Origin of the sequence: Microbispora sp. NPDC049125, from assembly GCF_040802045.1 — a bacterium.
Lineage (GTDB): Bacteria > Actinomycetota > Actinomycetes > Streptosporangiales > Streptosporangiaceae > Microbispora.
The window spans coordinates 198,856-213,858 of the sequence record NZ_JBEZDW010000002.1 but is presented as its reverse complement, the minus strand read 5'-3'; the positions used below and the strand labels follow the sequence as shown (position 1 = coordinate 213,858).

16 protein-coding genes are annotated in these 15,003 nt (G+C 72.0%); 7 read left to right on the top strand and 9 right to left on the bottom strand.

The genetic code is table 11. The annotated features are described in order from the left end of the window. Positions 1-33: 33 nt before the first annotated feature. A complete protein-coding gene (locus AB0B72_RS03390; protein WP_367736672.1) occupies positions 34-444 on the bottom strand; it encodes a DUF2000 family protein in 411 nt (136 codons plus the stop codon). Positions 445-533: 89 nt separating this feature from the next. Here AB0B72_RS03390 and AB0B72_RS03385 point away from each other — a divergent pair, with 89 nt between their 5' ends. The 4 genes from AB0B72_RS03385 to AB0B72_RS03370 all read left to right on the top strand — a co-directional run bounded on the left by AB0B72_RS03385 (position 534) and on the right by AB0B72_RS03370 (position 4,486). Next, positions 534-1,367 carry an AraC family transcriptional regulator gene (locus tag AB0B72_RS03385; protein WP_367736671.1) on the top strand — a complete coding sequence of 278 codons (834 nt, stop codon included), beginning with the start codon at positions 534-536 and terminating at the stop codon, positions 1,365-1,367. Positions 1,368-1,514: 147 nt separating this feature from the next. Next, complete coding sequence (locus AB0B72_RS03380) at positions 1,515-3,932, top strand: bifunctional YncE family protein/alkaline phosphatase family protein (protein WP_367736670.1); 2,418 nt, start codon at positions 1,515-1,517, stop codon at positions 3,930-3,932. A gap of 174 nt (positions 3,933-4,106) precedes the next feature. Then, the gene (locus AB0B72_RS03375) at positions 4,107-4,244 is read left to right on the top strand and encodes a hypothetical protein (protein WP_367736669.1); all 138 of its coding nucleotides are present in this window, start codon (positions 4,107-4,109) and stop codon (positions 4,242-4,244) included. Next, a complete protein-coding gene (locus tag AB0B72_RS03370) occupies positions 4,241-4,486 on the top strand; it encodes a hypothetical protein (protein ID WP_367736668.1) in 246 nt (81 codons plus the stop codon). The genes AB0B72_RS03375 and AB0B72_RS03370 overlap by 4 nt, the downstream gene beginning before the upstream one ends. A 28-nt stretch (positions 4,487-4,514) precedes the next feature. On the opposite strand, the gene AB0B72_RS03365 is transcribed toward AB0B72_RS03370, so the two are convergent. Together AB0B72_RS03365 and AB0B72_RS03360 are read right to left on the bottom strand one after the other, a co-directional pair. Next, a complete protein-coding gene (locus AB0B72_RS03365; RefSeq protein WP_367736667.1) occupies positions 4,515-4,976 on the bottom strand; it encodes a PPOX class F420-dependent oxidoreductase in 462 nt (153 codons plus the stop codon). Continuing rightward, entirely contained in the window at positions 4,973-5,125 is a 153-nt protein-coding gene (locus AB0B72_RS03360; RefSeq protein ID WP_367736666.1) for a hypothetical protein, read from the bottom strand. Before AB0B72_RS03360 ends, AB0B72_RS03365 begins: the two co-directional genes overlap by 4 nt. A gap of 189 nt (positions 5,126-5,314) precedes the next feature. On the opposite strand from AB0B72_RS03360, the gene AB0B72_RS03355 reads away from it, so the two are divergent. After that, positions 5,315-5,506, top strand: a complete 192-nt coding sequence (locus AB0B72_RS03355; protein ID WP_367736665.1) for a DUF5999 family protein — start codon at positions 5,315-5,317, stop codon at positions 5,504-5,506. Positions 5,507-5,529: 23 nt separating this feature from the next. Continuing rightward, positions 5,530-6,045: an ATP-binding protein gene (locus AB0B72_RS03350; RefSeq protein WP_367736664.1), complete on the top strand. Its 516-nt coding sequence runs from the start codon at positions 5,530-5,532 to the stop codon at positions 6,043-6,045. Between the two features lie 21 nt (positions 6,046-6,066). On the opposite strand, the gene AB0B72_RS03345 is transcribed toward AB0B72_RS03350, so the two are convergent. The 4 genes from AB0B72_RS03345 to AB0B72_RS03330 all read right to left on the bottom strand — a co-directional run bounded on the left by AB0B72_RS03345 (position 6,067) and on the right by AB0B72_RS03330 (position 12,204). Continuing rightward, entirely contained in the window at positions 6,067-8,412 is a 2,346-nt protein-coding gene (locus AB0B72_RS03345) for a LuxR C-terminal-related transcriptional regulator (RefSeq protein ID WP_367736663.1), read from the bottom strand. Positions 8,413-8,616: 204 nt separating this feature from the next. Beyond that, positions 8,617-10,695: a bifunctional aldolase/short-chain dehydrogenase gene (locus AB0B72_RS03340; RefSeq protein ID WP_367736662.1), complete on the bottom strand. Its 2,079-nt coding sequence runs from the start codon at positions 10,693-10,695 to the stop codon at positions 8,617-8,619. Positions 10,696-10,722: 27 nt separating this feature from the next. Then, positions 10,723-11,874 carry an L-rhamnose isomerase gene (rhaI, locus tag AB0B72_RS03335; RefSeq protein ID WP_367736661.1) on the bottom strand — a complete coding sequence of 384 codons (1,152 nt, stop codon included), beginning with the start codon at positions 11,872-11,874 and terminating at the stop codon, positions 10,723-10,725. Positions 11,875-11,886: 12 nt separating this feature from the next. Continuing rightward, positions 11,887-12,204, bottom strand: a complete 318-nt coding sequence (locus tag AB0B72_RS03330; protein ID WP_367736660.1) for an L-rhamnose mutarotase — start codon at positions 12,202-12,204, stop codon at positions 11,887-11,889. A gap of 310 nt (positions 12,205-12,514) precedes the next feature. Here AB0B72_RS03330 and AB0B72_RS03325 point away from each other — a divergent pair, with 310 nt between their 5' ends. Continuing rightward, entirely contained in the window at positions 12,515-13,942 is a 1,428-nt protein-coding gene (locus AB0B72_RS03325; RefSeq protein ID WP_367736659.1) for a rhamnulokinase family protein, read from the top strand. Between the two features lie 7 nt (positions 13,943-13,949). On the opposite strand, the gene AB0B72_RS03320 is transcribed toward AB0B72_RS03325, so the two are convergent. Both AB0B72_RS03320 and AB0B72_RS03315 read right to left on the bottom strand, forming a co-directional pair. Continuing rightward, positions 13,950-14,177, bottom strand: coding sequence for a hypothetical protein (locus tag AB0B72_RS03320; protein ID WP_367736658.1), 228 nt, complete (start codon positions 14,175-14,177; stop codon positions 13,950-13,952). A 228-nt stretch (positions 14,178-14,405) separates the two neighbouring features. After that, positions 14,406-14,873, bottom strand: a complete 468-nt coding sequence (locus tag AB0B72_RS03315; protein ID WP_367736657.1) for an NUDIX domain-containing protein — start codon at positions 14,871-14,873, stop codon at positions 14,406-14,408. Positions 14,874-15,003 lie beyond the last annotated feature (130 nt).

The following is a 15,003-nucleotide window of genomic DNA, read 5'->3' as shown; positions in this document are numbered from 1 at the left end:
GGCGAACGCGCATCCCCTCCAATGAACCGGCGTTCAGGGATGGAGCGGGAGGCCTTTGAGGATCTTGTCCACGGGGTTGCGAGGACCGTGGACGGCCAGGCCGGCCAGGGACATCTCGTCCGCCGTGACCGCCCGGACGGCGGCGCGGTTGTCGGCGTCGTTGCCGGTCTTGAACATCTCCTCGATGTAGACGGCGGTGTCCAGCCCCCGCTCGACCGCCCGGGCCCGTACGCGGGCGAGCCCGTCGGCGCCGGCCGCGTAGATGAGCACCGGCTGGCGGATCATCGGCAGGTAAACGGTGCCCGAGCCGTCCTCGTAGGGCTCGCCGATCAAACCGGGGACCCCGCCGGCCACGGCGCTCGCGAGGAACGCGGTGACGTTGAGCCTCTGCCACACCGCGAGGTCGTCGCGGACCACGATGCCGATCTTGGTGTCGAAACGCATGGGGCCAGGCTGGCCCGGCCCCGGCACGGGAGTCTTGAACGCTGGTGCGCCCCCGCACGAGCACAATCCCGCACGAGCACAATGAAGGGGTGGCCGAACAGGACTGGAGCAGCTACTGGCGCTCGGCCGACCAGCCGCTTGAGGCGATGCACGCCCACTTCGTGCGGCACGTCTACCACCGCCACAGCCACGAGACGTACTCCTTCGGCGTCACCGAGGACGGCGCGCAGGCGTTCACCTGCCGCGGCGGCTCACACGTCAGCGGCTCGGGCATGGTCATGGCCTTCAACCCCGACGACCCGCACGACGGCCACGCCGCCGACGAGCTGGGGTTCACCTACCGGATGATCCACATCGGCCCCGAGCTGGTCACCGACGTCCTCGCCGACATGACGGGCCGCCCGTCCGGGCCTCCGCTCTTCCCCGAGCCCGTGGTCCGCGACCCGCTCCTCGCCCGGAACCTGCTGGCCCTGCATCGCGCGCTGCTCGGGAACGCCACCGCTCTGCGGAGGCAGGAGGCGCTCGCCGCCACGGTCGCCTCCATCGTCCGGCGGGCCGCCGTACGGAGCATGGAGCCGGCGGCGACGGCACCGGGGGACGCCCGGCGGGTGGCGCACACGGTCCGGCGGCACCTGCACGACGCCTACCTGGGCGAGGTGAGCGCCGGCGAGCTGGCCGCCGTCACCGGTCGCAGCAGGTTCGCCGTCTACCGGGCCTTCAAAGAGGTGTACGGCATGCCGCCCAGCGACTACCAGCGGCTGCTGCGGCTGCGGGCCGCGCGACGTCTGATCGCCCGTGGGGTGCCGCTCGGCGAGACGGCCGCCCGGTCCGGCTTCGCCGATCAGAGCCACCTGACGCGCTGGTTCGTCCGCTGCTACGGCCTCAGCCCCGGCGACTTCCAGAAAGCGGCACTGAACGGGTGATTCCCAGCGGTCGCGCAAGCTTTGACCTGATCTTTGCCCCTTCGCGGACATGACCGGGGAACGCCTCCGGATAGCGTCCGCGGTGGTCATCGCCGCGCGGCTCGCCGTACGGCGCGAGACGCGGTGGTGCCCGGAGAGGAGGCACCGGTGCACAGCCGGTCGAGACGGCTCACCGGCCTCGTCGTGGCCGCCGTTCTGCTGGCGGGCGGCGGGGCGGCGTACGGCGTCGCGGGGGGCGACCCGCCCGGCCCGCGCGGCGACGGCACCGGTGTCACGCCCGGCGGCTACCGGATCACTCCGGCCGGCGCGCAGGTGGCCCTCGGGCCGCTCCCGCTCGCCTCGGCCCTGTCCCCGGACGGCTCCCGGATGCTGGTCACCAACGACGGCAAGGGGAAGCAGTCGCTCCAGGTCGTCGACACGGCGACCGGCCAGGTCACCCAGACCCTCCCGTACGGCAGGCCCGAGGCGCTGTACGCCGGAGTGGCGTGGAGCCCGGACGGCACGCGGGCCTACGCGAGCGCCGGGGGCAACGACAAGATCCGCGTGTTCGACGTGTCCGCCGGGCGGCTCGCGGAGACCGAGCCCTTCCCTCTCCCCGCCGGGAAGAAGGCGTTCCCGGCCGGGCTCGCCGTCTCCCCCGGCGGCGAGACGATCTACGTCGCCGGCCAGCTCGCGGACGCCTTCTACGCCGTGGACACGGCCACGGGAGCCGTACGGGCGGTGCCCGTGGGCCACAATCCGTACGGCGTCACGGTGTCGCGGGACGGCGCGACCGCGTACGTCACGAACCAGGGCGCGGCGACCGTGAGCGTGGTGGACCTCAGGGCCCTGGCCGTCACCGCGACACTGCGGGTCGGCACCCATCCCAACAAGGCCGTGCTCGACCGCTCGGGGCGGCGTCTCTATGTGGCGGCGTCCGACAGCGACGAGGTCCACGTGATCGGCACCGCCGGGAACCGGGTGATCCGCCGGTTCGACCTGCGGCCGGGCCCGGCGGCCGAGGTGGGCGGCAATCCCGCCGCCGTCGCCCTCTCCCCGGACGAGCGCGTCCTGTACGTGGCCGACTCGGGCACCAACGACGTGGCGGTTCTCGACGCCGAGGACGGCCGGACGCTGGGGCGGATCCCCACCGGCTGGTATCCCACCTCGGTCCAGGCGGTGGGCGACCGGCTGCTCGTCACGAACGCCAAGGGGCTGGGCGCGGGCCCGAACGCGGGCGCGGACCCCGCCTCCCACAGGCACATCGACTCGATGCTCCGGGGGACGCTGTCGGTGATCTCAGGCGTCGCCGACCCCGGACGGCTGGCCGAGTGGTCCCGCCAGGTGGCCGCCAACACACCGGCCGCCGTTTCCCGGGACGGCGGCGGGGTCGTCCCGGCGCGGCCCGGCGCACCCACCCCGATCAAGCACGTGATCTACGTGGTCCGGGAGAACCGCACGTACGACCAGGTGCTCGGCGACCTCGGCAAAGGGGACGGCGACCCGCGCCTGACCCTCTTCGGCGACACGTCGGCCCCGAACACCCGCGAGCTGGCCCGCCGGTTCGTGACGCTCGACGACTTCTACGCCGACGCGGAGATCAGCGCCCAGGGGTGGAGCTGGTCGACGGCCGCCAACTCCAACGCGTACACCGAGCAGACCTGGCCGGCCTACTACTCGCGGCGCGGCCACCCGTACGACTACGAGGGCGGCAACCCGGCGACGGCCCCCGGCCGCGACCGCCGGGACGCGTACCTGTGGAACCGGCTGGCGGCGGCGGGGGTGTCCTACCGCAACTACGGGTTCTACACGACCAGCAAGGGGGTGGCCGCCCCGCTCGACCCCGACCTGCCCGCCCACACCGATCCCACGTTCGCGGGGTTCGACCTGTCGAAGAGCGATCACTGCGACGAGGCCACCGGCATCGGCCGGATGTGCGCGTGGCTGAGGGAGTTCAGGGCGTACGAGAGCTCGGGGACGCTGCCCGCCGTGGAGCTCGTCCGGCTCCCCAACGACCACACCGCCGGCACGAAGCCCGGCGTGCCCGTCCCCAAGGCGTATGTCGCGGACAACGACTACGCGCTCGGGCAGCTCGTCGACGCGGTGTCGCATTCGGCGTTCTGGCCCTCGACCGCGATCTTCGTGGTGGAGGACGACGCGCAGAACGGCCCCGACCACGTGGACGCCCACCGCACGGTCGCTCTGATCGTCAGCCCGTACACGCAGACCGGCCGGGTCGACTCCACCTTCTACAGCACGGTGTCGATGCTGCGCACGATCGAACTGATCGCGGGCATCGGCCCGATGACCCGCTTCGACGCCTCCGCCACGCCGATGACCGCGTCGTTCACCGACCGTCCCGTCATGACGCCGTACGACGCCATCCTGCCCGCCCAGCCGTTCGACGAGCGGAACGCGCCGGACGCGCCGCTGGCGGCGGCCTCGGCGAAGCAGCCGCCCCGGCAGGAGGAGCGGGTGGACGAGCAGGTGTTCAACCGGGCCATCTGGCAGAGCGTGAAGGGCCGGGGCTCCCGCATGCCCGCCCCCCGCCACGGCCTCGCCGGCATCCTTCCGGGTGGCCGCTGATCCATCCGGTCCGAACAGACCTGTTCGGCAAGGCGCGGGCATCCGCACGGCCGGCCCGAGCCTGCCGCCGTCGGCATCGGTTGCGGCTCCAATACGGGGAGGCCGGCGCGGACGCGCAGAGGAGACCTTTTCCGTCTTGAGCGGCCCTCACCGCCGAAGCCGGAGGTGTGGTGGTTGAACTCGATTGCTTTCGCCGACCCCACGTATGAGCAGCGTGCTCAGGAGGCGGCCCAGGGCATCGGCGAGTTCATCCCCCTCGACGATGCCATCCCCGACCGGGAGGAGCGGTTGGCACGGGTACGGCGCCGGTGAGCTATCGCGTGCCCCTCGCCGGCTCGGTGCTGGCGCGAATGAAGGATCTCCCCGACCACGCCTTGACGGCCCTGGTCGAGCGGGCCGCCGATCTTGTCGACGAGCCATGGGACGCCCAGGTGCTATATCCCGGGCGTCGTGGCTACCGGCAGGCTGTATTCGGCGGTTTCGGCGTGATCCACTTCCACGTCGACGAACCGGCTGAGCTGATCACTGTGTACGAACTGGACTGGACCGGCTGACACGCGGGTGACTGCGAGGGTCGGCCGGTCAGGCGAGACGTGGGGGGAAGCCGCCGGTGGCGACAGGGCCCCAGCTTGTCGGGGTCACGCGCACCAGCGACTTGCCCTGACGGCTCATCGCCTCGCGGTACTCGTCCCAGTCGGGGTGCTCGCCGGAGATCGAACGGTAGTACTCGACCAGCGGTTCGAGGGCCTCGGGCAGGTCGAGCACCTCGGCGGTGCCGTCCACCTGCACCCACGGCCCGTCGAAGTCGTCGGACAGGACGACCACGCTGACCCGGGCGTCGCGGCGGGCGTTGCGCGTCTTGGCCCGCTCGGGATAGGTGGACACCACGATCCGGCCCTCGGAGTCGACGCCGCAGGTCACCGGGGACGCCTGCGGGCCTCCCTCACGTCGCGACGTGATGAGGATCGCCCGGTGGCGATCACGCAGGAAGTCGAGCAGCTGCTCTCGGGAGACGTTCTCGGCGGTGGCGATCCTCGGGCTCATGAGGCGATTTTAGTGAGCGTCTCGTCCGCGCTCACGCCGAGGCGATCCCGGGGACGGTGCTCACGCTGTGCCGGTCGGACGCCGGTGGCGGAGGTGGCCGTCCCGGCGCGGACCCGGGCCGGCGGATGGCCGTCTCTTTCCTCGTCCATGCAGTACGACCTGGGAAAACGGGCCGAGGATCTACCTCCGGGCCGCGACGCTGGCCTGCGCACTACCTACGTACGGAGGAATGGGTACCGATACGGGGGTTTTCCCCGTCATGCGGCACAGACAGGGGGTGGCATGCTGAAAACGTCGTCAAGAATGCCCCATAAGACCAGGAACCAGGGGAAACCACCATGTGCCAGCACCAGCCTCAGTGCCCGCCGGCCGACGCCCCCGACCGAGAGGCGGCCTGTCTGGTCGCCTTCCATCCCGAGCAGGGCTGGGGCCTCCTCTGCAACGGCGTCGTGCTCTTCGATGACAGCGGCGAGCTGCTGCCCGACGGCCGCAGCATTCCAGCGAGGGAGTTGCTGGGATGCGCGGCATGACGGGGACAGGACTTCTGCCGGCCATGGACTACGAAACCCGATCCGCCCCGTACGCCTACGACGCCGGAGCCGAGCGCCGTGCCGCCGCCTCCGAGCGGTGGCAGGAGGCCCGCCGCCGCCTCGGTGAGATCGTCGTCACCCTGGCGGAGGACCCCGGAGTCCGGACGGCCTCGTGGCGGCTCCCGCCCAACGGGCGCTCGGCCGCGACCGCCCGCCGCCTGACCCGCGCCCGGCTGACCGCGTGGGGGATGGAAGACCGCTTGGACGTCGCCGAACTGCTGGTCAGCGAGCTGGTCACCAACGCGCTTGAGCACGCCAGAGGGCCGATCCGTCTCACGCTCTCCGCGATCGAGGGCCTGCTGCGCTGCGAGGTCGAGGACAGCGAGACCGCCCTGCCCCGGCTCCACGACGCCGACGACGATGAGGAGGGCGGGCGCGGCCTGCGGCTCCTCGACGTGCTCGCCTGCTGCTGGGGAGGCATCAGGACGCCGGACGGCAAGGTCGTCTGGTTCGAGCTGCCCGCCGCCCTCGCGGCGTAGGTCCCCGGGCAGGTCCCCGCGTCAGTCCTCGCGGGTGCGCTCGCTCATCCACGCGGCGATCTGGGCTCGGGAGTTGAAGCCGAGCTTGTTCAAGATGTGCTCGATGTGCCCCTCCGCGGTCCGCTGAGAGATCACCAGCGCCGACGCGATGTCCTTGTTGCTCAGCCCGCGCGCCACCAGCTCGGCGATCTCCGCCTCCCGGCGCGTCAGCGGCGCCAGCCGCTCCGCCGCTCCCTGCTTGCGCCGCTTCCCCTGATCGTCCTCCTCGTGCAGCGCGTACAGGATCGCGTCGTTGTACGGAAGCCGGAAGCCGCGCCTCGTCGCGGCGCGGAAGGCGCTGTCTCCCATCGCCTCGACGCAGCGGGCCCGGCACTGGTCGTGGTAGCGGGCGAGGTGCTCGAATCCGGGCAACTGGGCGCCGAGACTCCGCCAGACCACCTCCAGCGCGCCGAGCAGGCGTGCCGCCCGTTCGTAACGGCCCTCACTCGCGGCCACCCAGGCGAGCACCTCGACGTTCAGACCCGCGCCGCGGATGTCGTTGATCATCCGGTTGAACCGGAGGCCGTCCTTCTCCAGCGCGACGGCGCGGGCGAAGTCGCCCTCCCGCCAGGCCTCGACGCCGAGCGCCATGAGGGTGTACGCCCGATGCCAGCTGTCCCCGTGGGTCTCGCACAGGACGAGGGACTCCTCGCCGATCGAGCGGGCGAGCGCCCCGTCCCCCATGAAGGAGTGGGCGTGGCACAGCCGGATGAGGGTGAGCGCCAGCCCGGCGGGGTCCCCGACGACCCGGTGCGCGTCGGCCGCCTCCCGCAACAGCTTGATCGCCGCGCTCTGATCACCCCGGCGCATGGCGATCGCACCGGAGCACGTCGTGGCGTAGGCGAGGGCCCGCTCCAGGCCGAGCCGCTGGGCGATGGCCCGGCTCTCCTCGACCATCCCGGCCGCCGATTCCGTGTCGTCCTGGAGCATCGCGAGCCACGCGCCGGCCCACAGCGCGACGACCCGGGTCTCCTCCGGTCCCGCGCCCGCGGCCAGGCCCTGATCCAGCCAGACGCGGCCCTCCCTGACGTGGGCGCGGGTGACCCAGTGGTAGAAGAGGTCGGCGGCCATGGCCAGGCCGGTCCCCTCCTCTCCCGGTTCGCCGTACGACCACTCCAGCGCCGTCCGGAGGTTGGCGTGCTCGCGCTGGAGATCGGCCAGCCAGGCAACCTGGGAGGAGCTGAAGATCTCCGCCCTCGCCCGCGCCGCCAGCCTGCAGTAGTGGTCGCGGTGCCGCCGCTGCAGATCGGCCATCCGGCCGGAGGCCGCCAGCCGCTCCCTGCCGTACTGGCGGATCGTGTCCAGCAGCCGGTAGCGCACGGAGCCGGGCTGCTCCTCCCTGACCAGGACGGATTTCTCGACGAGACCGCTGACCAGGTCGAGGATCTCGCCGGTGCGGATGCCGTCGCCCGAGCAGACGTCCTCGGCGGCCTCCAGATCGAGTCCCCCGCTGAACACCGATGCCCGCTGCCACAGCAGCCGCTCCCCGGGCGTGCACAGCTCGTAGCTCCAGTCGATCAGCGCGCGGAGCGTACGCTGACGCGGCGGGGCCGCCCGCGACCCGGCTGTGAGCAGGCGGAACCGGTCGTCCAGCCGTTCCAGCACCTGCTCGGCAGACAGCGCGCGCAGTCGCACCGCCGCCAGCTCGATCGCGAGGGGCAGGCCGTCGAGCCTCCGGCAGATCGCCGCCACGGCCTCCTGGTTGGCCTCCGTCACGGTGAAGCCGGGCAGCACCGCGGCGGCCCGTTCGGCGAACAACTGGACCGCGTCGCACTCCACCAGCGACTCGGCCGTGGACAGGGATCCGTCGGCGACGGGCAACGGCAGCGGCGCCACGGCCACGGTCTGCTCGCTCACGATGCCCAGCGGCTGCCTGCTCGTGACGAGGACCCGCAGGTGGGGCAGGGAGCGCACGAGGGCGTCCACGAGCACGGCGCAGGAGGTGAGCAGGTGCTCGCAGTTGTCGAGCACGATCAGGGCGTGCCTCCCGGCCAGACGCTCGATCAGCCTGTCCAGCTCGGGAAGCCGGGAGTAGTCCGCCAGGCCGATGGCGTCCGCCACGGCATGCTCGACCAGCCCGGGATCGCTCAGCTCGGCCAGCTCGACCAGCCAGACCCCGCCGGGGAAGGCCCGCCGCAGGTCGACGGCGGCCCGCAGGGCGAGGCGGGACTTGCCGACCCCGCCCACGCCGGTGAGGGTGACCACGTGGGAGCCGGAAAGCAGGCGCTTGACCTCCGCCAGCTCATGGCGGCGCCCGACGAAACTGGTCACCTCCGCGGGCAGGCCGTTCGGCACCCGCCTGGACACCCTTGTCGGCAAAGCCGTCATGACACTTCTACGCCGCCCCGTCGTCCCCCGCCACGCCACCAATAAGTGACGAACCCCGATTTGAGCGTACATACCCATCTTTACCCGCCAATCGGGACGATCCACCCCAGGGGTGGACCTCCACCAGGTCGGCGCCGAGGAGATCTGCCACGGCGCCCGGCCGGTGAGTGTCCAGGCCGAGCGCGCAGGAACGCCGTGACGGGTCTAGCGCAGGAAGGCGGCGGCCACCCCGGCGTCGACCGGGATATGGAGGCCGGTGGTGAGGGAAAGGTCTCCTCCGGTTACGGCGAAGATCGCGGCGGCGACGTGCTCGGGCAGGACCTCGCGCTTCAGCAGCGTCCGCTGCGCGTAGAACTCACCGAGCTTCTCTTCCGGGACACCGTAGACCGCGGCCCGGTTGGCCCCCCAGCCGGAGGCGAAGATGCCCGAGCCCCGGACCACGCCGTCGGGGTTGATCCCGTTGACGCGGATGCCGTGCCCGCCCAGCTCGGCTGCGAGCAGCCGCACCTGGTGGGCCTGGTCCGCCTTGGCAGCGCCGTACGCGACGTTGTCGGGCCCGGCGAAGACGGCGTTCTTCGAGGCGATGTAGACGATGTCGCCGCCCATGGCCTGGTCGATCATGACCCGGGCCGTCTCGCGGGAGACCAGGAACGAGCCGCGGGCCATCACGTCGTGCTGGAGGTCCCAGTCGTCGGCCGTGGTCTCCAGCAGCGACCGGGACAGCGACAGCCCGGCGTTGTTGACGACCAGGTCGACCCCGCCGAAGGCCAGCACGGCCTGCCGTACGGCACGGACGATCTGGGACTCGTCGGTGACGTCGGCCTGGACGGCGACCGCCACGTCCTCCTGGCGGTACGCCCCGGTGCCGAGCTCGGCGGCGACCTTCTCGGCGGCGGCGATGTCGCGGTCGGCGACCACCACGCAGGCGCCCTCGGCCGCGAGACGACGGGCGGTGGCCGCGCCGATGCCGGAACCGCCGCCGGTGACCAGCGCGACCCGGGTGGCCAGCGGCTTGGGCGCCGGCATCCGGCGCAGCTTGGCCTCCTCCAGCTCCCAGTACTCGATGCGGAACTTCTCCGACTCCTCGATGGGTGCGTAGGTGGACAGCGCCTCGGCGCCGCGCATCACGTTGATCGCGTTGACGTAGAACTCGCCCGCCACCCGGGCGGTCTGCTTGTCCTTCCCGAAGGAGAACATGCCCACGCCGGGGACGATGACGATCGCCGGGTCGGCGCCGCGCATCGGCGGGCTGGACGGCGTCGCGTGCCGCTCGTAGTAGGCCCGGTAGTCCTCGCGGTAGGCCGCGTGAAGCTCGCGGAGCCGGCCGGCGATCTCCTCGGCCGTCGCCCCCGCGGGCAGGTCGGCCACGAGCGGGGCGACCTTGGTGCGCAGGAAGTGGTCCGGGCACGACGTGCCGAGCGCGGCGAGCTCCGGGTGGCGCTCGCGCGACAGGAAGTCGAGGACCTCCGGGGTGTCGGTGAAGTGGCCGACCTGCGGCGCGTCGGTAGAGGCGAGCCCGCGGATCAGGGGGAACAGCGCGGCGGCCCGCTCCCGCCTGGCGTCCTCGGGCAGCGGCTCGAAGCCCGGCCTGACCGGCCCGAACGGCTCGGCGCCGCCGTGCTCCGCGATGTACGCCTCCGCCGCGCGGATGATCGACAGGGCGTTGGCCTCGCATTCGGCCGAGGTGTCGCCCCACGCGGTGATCCCGTGGCCGCCCAGGATCACGCCGACGGCCTCGGGGTTGGCCTCCTTGACGGCCGCGATGTCCAGGCCGAGCTGGAAGCCGGGCCGCCGCCAGGGCACCCACACCACGCGGTCGCCGAAGATCCGCCGGGTGAGCTCCTCGCCGTCGGCGGCGGTCGCGATCGCGATCCCCGCGTCGGGGTGGAGGTGGTCGACGTGCGCCGCGTCGAGCAGGCCGTGCATCGCGGTGTCGATCGACGGGGCGGCCCCGCGCCGGGTCCGCCCGGGCTCCGCCACCCCTCCCAGCCCGAAGGCGCAGAAGTCGAAGGCCGCGACCATCTCGTCCTCGCGCTCGACCCCGGGGTAGACGGCGGTCAGCGCGCGCAGCCGGTCCAGCCTGAGCACCGCCAGGCCCGCCTCGGTCAGGGTGCCGAGGTCGCCGCCCGACCCCTTGACCCACATCAGCTCCACGTCGGCCCCGGTGACCGGGTCCACGGCGGTCCCCTTGGCCGAGGCGTTCCCTCCCGCGAAGTTCGTGTTCCGCGGGTCGGCTCCGAGGGTGTGCGCGCGTTCTAGCAGCTGCTCAACCGGCGAAGTCATGAAATATCCCCCCTCAACGCACTGCGGTCAGGCGCCCCAGCCGGCCTGCTTGCCGCCGACGCGCTCCGCGCGGATCTTCTCGGAGTAGCCCGAGCGGGCGTACGCCTTCATCGGGTCGGGGTCGAGGCCCATGTCCTCGCGGAGCGAGGCCAGCAGCGGCCGGACGTCGGTGTTGTAGGCGTCCATCAGGACGGCGTTCGCGCCGAGCACGTCCCCCGCCGTCTGCGCCGCCGCGAGGGCGTCCGCGTCGACCAGCAGCGCCTTGGCCGTGGCCTCCTGGACGTTCATCACCGAACGGATCTGGCCGGGGATCTTCGGCTCGATGTTGTGGCACTGGTCGAGCATGAACGCGATCTCGGGGGTGAACCCGCCGCCGCGCACCACCTCGTACATGATCCGGAAGAGCTGGAAGGGATCGGCCGCGCCCACCATGAGGTCGTCGTCGGCGTAGAAACGGGAGTTGAAGTCGAAGCCGCCGAGCCTGCCCTCGCGGAGCAGGAACGCCACGATGAACTCGATGTTCGTGCCCGGCGCGTGGTGGCCGGTGTCCACCACCACCTGCGCCTTGGGGCCCAGCTTCACGCAGTGGGCGTACGCCGTGCCCCAGTCGGGCACGTCCGTCGCGTAGAAGGCGGGCTCGAACAGCTTGTACTCCAGCAGGAAGCGCTGGCCCTCGCCCAGCCGGTCGTAGACGGCGGACAGCGCCTCGGCCAGCCGGTCCTGCCGGGAGCGGATGTCGTCCTGCCCCGGGTAGTTCGTCCCGTCGGAGAACCACAGCTTCAGCGTGCCGGACCCGGTGAGGTCCATGATGTCCACGCATTCCAGCAGGTGGTCCAGCGCCTTGCGGCGTACGGCCGGGTCGGGGTTGGTGACGCTGCCCAGCATGTAGTCGTCGTCCTGGAAGACGTTGGAGTTGATCGCCCCGATCCTCACGCCCGCCTCGGCGGCGTGCCGGGCGAGGTCGGCGTAGTCGTCGACCTTGTCCCACGGGATGTGCAGCGCGACCGTCGGGGCGATCCCCGTGAACGCGTGCACCTGGGCCGCGTCGGCCAGCTTCTCGTAGGGGTCGCGGGGCACCCCCTGCTGGGCGAACACCTTGAACCTGGTGCCGCTGTTGCCGTAGGCCCATGACGGGGTCTCGATCCGCTGCCCGCGCAGCGCGGCCTTGATGTCGCTCATCGGATCCCCGATTCAGTCGAGATGGAAAACTTCGCGGAGGGAGACCATCCCCTGGTCGGGGGTGCCGTCGAGCTCCTCGAAGAACGGCGCCATCTCCGCCTGCCAGCGGGAGTTGACGTCGCGCTCCGCCATCGCGGCGCGGGCCGCCTCGAAGTCGTCGGTCTCCAGGTAACCCACCAGCAGGCCGTCCTCCCGCAGGAACAGGGAGTAGTTGTGCCAGCCGGTCTCGCTCAGCGCCGCCCGCATCTCCGGCCATACGGCGGCGTGCCGCTCGCGGTACTCCTCCAGCCGGTCGGGCCGCACCTTCAGCAGGAAACAGACACGTTCCACGATCACCCTCCTCGCGCGCGGGCGCAGCGTGGCGTCCGTGGCCCCGTCCTCGAAGGGCGGCCCGTTCGCTGATCCGGTCCGGTCACCCCGTCCCGCTCCTTCCCCGGTGACACTCAAAACGTTTTTATGTCCAATTGCCCGGGACGCTATGTCGCGTACTCAGGCCTTGTCAATGGGGTCGCGAAGAGGCCTTCCACCGCGTTACGAGGCTGGTGGGCGCCCCGGCGCAGCCCTGTGATCGGCCACTTCCGGACAGGGCCTGGCCAACCTCGAATAGCACGTTTTAATGGATGGCGACACGAGGAGGACAGTGGGGACCGTCAGCAGCGTTCACGCCGCCGTGGACCTGGGAGCGTCGAGCGGCAGAGTGATGGCCGTGCGCGTCGACGGCGAGCGGGTGGAGGTGACCGAGGCGCACCGGTTCCCCAACCGTCCCGTACGGGTGAGCGGCACGCTGCACTGGGACATCCTCGCCCTCCACCAGGGGGTGCTCGACGGCCTGCGGGCCGCCGGGCCGGTCGACTCCGTCGGCATCGACTCCTGGGCCGTCGACTACGGCCTGCTCGACGCCGGCGGGCGGCTGATCGGCAACCCCGTCCACTACCGGGACGCCCGGACCGACGGGATCATGGAGCGGGTCTCCGGCGAGCTGGGCGCCCAGACGCTCTACCAGGTCAGCGGCGTGCAGTTCCTCCCGTTCAACACGGTCTACCAGCTGCTCGCAGAGCCCGGCCTCGACCGCGCCGAGACCCTCCTGATGATTCCCGACCTGCTCACTCACTGGCTCACCGGCTCGGTCGGCGCCGAGGTCACCAACGCGTCCACGACCGGGCTGTACGACCTGCGCTCCGGCGGCTGGTCGGGCCGGCTGGCGGGCCTGCTCGGCCTGCCCGGCCGCGTCCTCCCCGAGCTGCGACGGCCCGGATCGCCCGCCGGGACCCTGCTCGACGAGGTGGCGGGCGAGACCGGCCTGCCCGCCTCCACCCCGGTCGTCGCGGTGGCGTCGCACGACACCGCGTCCGCCGTGGCGGCGGTCCCGGCGACCGGCGACCGGTTCGCGTACATCTCGTCGGGCACCTGGTCGCTCGTCGGGCTGGAGCTGCCCGAGCCCGTGCTGAGCGAGGAGAGCCGCCTCGCCAACTTCACCAACGAGGCCGGGCTCGACGGCACCATCCGCTACCTGCGCAACGTGATGGGCCTGTGGATCCTGCAGGAGTCGCTGCGCGGGTGGGGCGGGCCCGGCCTCCTCTCCCTCCTCGACGCCGCAGGGCAGGAACCGCCGTTCCAGGCCGTGATCGACCCCGACGACCCGGCGTTCCTGCCGCCGGGCGACATGCCCGCGCGGATCGCGGCGTACTGCGAGCGCACCGGCCAGCGCCCGCCCGAGGGGCGGGCCGGGACCGTCCGCTGCGTGCTGGAGGGCCTCGCGCTCGCCTACCGCCGCACGCTGCGCGAGGCCGTACGGCTCAGCGGGCGCGAGGTGGAGGTCGTGCACGTGGTCGGCGGCGGCGCGCGCAACGCCCTGCTCTGCCAGATGACCGCCGACGCCACCGGCCTGCCCGTCGTCGCCGGCCCCGTGGAGGCGGCCGCGCTGGGCAACGCCCTGGTCCAGGCCCGCGCCCACGGTGCGGTCTACGACATCAGGGCCCTCGTACGGCACGCGGGCGGCCTGGTGACCTATCACCCCAAGGGCGGCGAGGAGGCCTGGACCCGGGCGGAGGCCCGCCTGCCCCGCTGAGAGGCGGTCAGCTCGATCCGAGACGCTGGAGGATCTGCTCGCGCCGGACCTGCAGGTCGTCGATCAGCGCCTCCTGCTGCTCGACGTTGGTGAGCAGCATGGACCGCTCGGCCGGATCCGTGGGGCCGTCCCAGCTCTGGCCGATCCCCTCCCGCATCTGCGCCACGTCCCTGCGCAGCCGCTCGATCTGGCCGTCCACCTCGTTGAGCTCGTCCTTGAGCCCGGACTCTTCCATCCCGCACCATCCTGTTCCGTCACAGCCGTTTCCCCCCTCCCATTCCACGGAAGCGGCAGGTTAATCGGGCCGGACACCCCCTCGTCCGTTCATCAGGGTCCCCTTCTCCATGGATCGTCCGCAGGGTCGCCGGCGTAGGGCTCGCCCGGCTTGGCGGGGCGGCCGACGCCGAAGACCACCCGTCCGGGGAAGTCGGCGGGCATCCACACTCCGTGACGTGCGGCCGGTTCAACCGCCTGGCCGTAGATACACCGTGGTGCCGGAGGCGCGCGCACTCTCGGCGGCGAGGAGGCGGGCCACGAGGTAGGACGGCATGAGGGAGCCGGCCTCCTCGGCCGTGAAGAATCCGTAGCCCTCGAGCTCCTCCGCCTGGAGCACGACACTGGCGCCGTCGTTGACCGTGCCGCAGTCGAACAGGAAGTGGACCAGCGGCACGGGCCGGTCGTCCAGCGGGGGAACCCACTGCACCACCAGGAGCCGGCCCACGTCGGTGGTGAGGCCCAGCTCCTCCAGCACCTCCCGGCCGCAGGCCGCCTCGGGCGACTCACCCTCGTCGACGTGCCCGCCCGGCCAGCCCCAGTGGTCGCGGTAGTTCGGCTTCACGAGCAGCACGCGCCCAGAGGGGTCGGTGATGAAGCCCGCCGCCGCCGCGACCACCTTGTGCAGCCCGGCGTAGAAGACGTCGGCGGGGATCACGACAGCGGGACGCAGGAGGAAGGACGCATGTCATGAGCCTAACGGGGGCTTCCCTGAGAAACCCCTGGGGGTTCTCCCCTAGATCGTGAGAAGGAGGGCTGTACGCCCGGAGCAGTACGGCCGATCTGGT